Here is a 2,312-nt window from a genome sequence, read left to right as displayed (position 1 = left end):
CCGCGCAACTGGGTGTTGCCGACCCAGGCCAGCGATCTTGCCTGGTGCGGCGTCAGGTCGGGCGGCAGGCTCGCCGCGAAGCCAGGGCTCGCCACCACGATTTGCCGGATCGTCCCCAGCCGCCGCGCCTGGTTCGAGGAATCGGTGAGCCAGCCGACGCGGATGCCGAGATCGATCTGCTCGTCCACCAGATTGCTGACGGCGTCGTCGAAGATCGCCTCGACGCGCATCTGCGGATAGGTTCTGAGATAGGCCGCCATGACCGGAGCCACCATCTTGGTGCCGTAGTCGAGCGGCGCCGTCAGCCTCAGCGTTCCGCTCGGTTCGACGGCCCCGCGCGAGATTTCGCCATAGGCGGCCTCCGCTTCCCGCAGGATGATCATCGCGCGGTCATAGAAGAGGCGCCCCTCTTCGGTCGGCGTGACACGCCGGGTCGTGCGCTGCAGCAGCGTTGCGCCCAGTTCCTCTTCGAGCTTGCCGATCTGATGGCTGACCACGGCCTTGGCGACGCCAAGCCGGTTGGCTGCGGCCGTGAACGAGCCGGTTTCCATCACCGTGGTGAAGTAGGCGAGCCGATTGAGGTTCAGAAGTTCGGCCAAGCTGGCTGCCATTTGTATGATCAGATCATACAGTTTGTATTATTGGGTGCCATTTATCGCAAGACCCCCACCTGCCACATATCAGCCAACGGCATTCGATCAAGCCGGCAGCCGGATCATGGGTAGCAGCGATTATGAACAATTCAGAAGTGACCTATCTTTTCGATCCGCTCTGCGGCTGGTGCTATGGTGCCACCCGGATGCTCGGCCGGTTGTCGGCCGCCGGCGTGCGCGTCGAGCTGCTGCCGACCGGCCTGTTTTCCGGCGCCGGCGCGCGTCCGATGGATGAAGGTTTTGCGGCGCACGCCTGGGCGAACGACCAGCGCATCGAGCGCCTGACCGGACAATCGTTCACGCCGGCCTACCGGCACAATGTCCTCAATGTCCGTGGCACCCTGCTCGACTCACATGCCGCCACACTCGGCATCACTGCCGCTGGCCTGGAGGACCCTAGCCGCCGGTTTGCGGCGCTGAAGACGATCCAGCATGCGCGCTATGTAGAAGGACGCGATGTCGTGACGATCGGCGGTGTGGCCGAGGTGCTCGCCGCCGACGGCATGGCGGACGCCGCCGAAATGCTCAAGGCGCCGACCGAAACATTGCTGGCGGCTCACCGCGATCAGGTTGGCCGTGGCCGTGCGCTGTTCCAGCGCCTGCATGCCGATGGCGTGCCTTCGCTCGCGGTCATCCGCAACGATGCGCCCCGGCTCATCGGTTCGAACGCGCTGTTCGGCAGCTTCGACAATCTCGTCGCCCACATCGCGGCGGCGTGACCCCATCCTCCAGACCCCCAAGCATAAGGAAACAGACATGGCAAAAGTCGCTCTCATTGGTGCATCGGGCGCTGTCGGTTCGCGCCTTCTCAGGGAACTCTCCGATGGCGGCCATACCGTCACGGGCATCGCGCGCAACCCGGAAAAGATTGTCGCGCTTCCGGGCGTGACGGCCAGGAAGGGCGATGTCTTCGACACAGAAGGTCTCGCGGACCTGATCCGCGGCCATGACGCTGTGATCAGCTCTGTGCATTTCCTGGATAGCGATACCGATGCACTGATCGAGGCGGTGCGCGCCTCCGGCGTGAAGCGCTATCTCGTCGTCGGCGGCGCCGGCAGTCTCGAAGTCGCGCCCGGCAAGCGGCTGGTCGATAGCCCCGACTTCCCGGCGATCTACAAGGCAGAAGCGCAGAAGGGCGCCGACTTCCTGGACAGATTGAAGACGGTCGACGACCTCGATTGGACGTTCCTGTCGCCATCCGCCATGTTCGTGCCTGGCGAGCGCACCGGCAAATTCCGCCTCGGCAAGGACACGCTTCTCGCCTCCGACGAGGGCAGCAGCATTTCCTTCGAGGACTACGCGATCGTCATGGTCGACGAGATCGAGAAGCCGGCCCATATCAGGCAGCGCTTCACCGTCGGCTATTGAGCGAACGGATGGTGGCGGCCGGGTCTCAATCGAGGCCGGCCGACGCCAGCCGCATCAGGGTCCGGTTCAATCTCGGTGCTGCCGCCACCAGCGCCTTTCCAATGGCCGATTGCGGTGCGTCGATGACGGTCCGGGCATCGCCGTTATCGGCAACCCGGCCGGCGTCGAGAAGGATAACGCGGTGGGCGATCGACCGGATGACGCCGAGATCATGTGAAATGAAGAGATAGGCGATCTTTTCCTGGCGCTGCAGGTCGAGCAAAAGCTCGAGGATCTCCCCGCGCACGGACA

The 2,312-nt window shown here is 64.1% G+C and carries 3 protein-coding genes and 1 pseudogene; 2 read left to right on the top strand and 2 right to left on the bottom strand.

What is annotated here, in order from left to right; translation table 11 throughout:
* Positions 1–599: LysR family transcriptional regulator (locus ENZ74_RS29585; protein ID WP_164761300.1), on the bottom strand; the 599-nt coding region annotated here is incomplete at its 3' end.
* A gap of 134 nt (positions 600–733) precedes the next feature.
* Here ENZ74_RS29585 and ENZ74_RS29580 point away from each other — a divergent pair.
* Complete coding sequence (locus ENZ74_RS29580; RefSeq protein ID WP_024504444.1) at positions 734–1,372, top strand: DsbA family protein; 639 nt, start codon at positions 734–736, stop codon at positions 1,370–1,372.
* Between the two features lie 37 nt (positions 1,373–1,409).
* Positions 1,410–2,021, top strand: coding sequence for an NAD(P)-dependent oxidoreductase (locus ENZ74_RS29575; protein WP_063169057.1), 612 nt, complete (start codon positions 1,410–1,412; stop codon positions 2,019–2,021).
* Between the two features lie 25 nt (positions 2,022–2,046).
* On the opposite strand, the pseudogene ENZ74_RS29570 reads toward ENZ74_RS29575, so the two are convergent.
* Positions 2,047–2,312: pseudogene (locus ENZ74_RS29570) on the bottom strand (peptide ABC transporter ATP-binding protein); the annotation flags it as partial.

The organism is Mesorhizobium sp. M7A.F.Ca.CA.002.15.2.1, from assembly GCF_003998715.1.
GTDB lineage: Bacteria > Pseudomonadota > Alphaproteobacteria > Rhizobiales > Rhizobiaceae > Mesorhizobium > Mesorhizobium ciceri.
The sequence above is the reverse complement of the archived record's forward strand: the minus strand, read 5'-3'. Positions and strand labels throughout refer to the sequence as shown.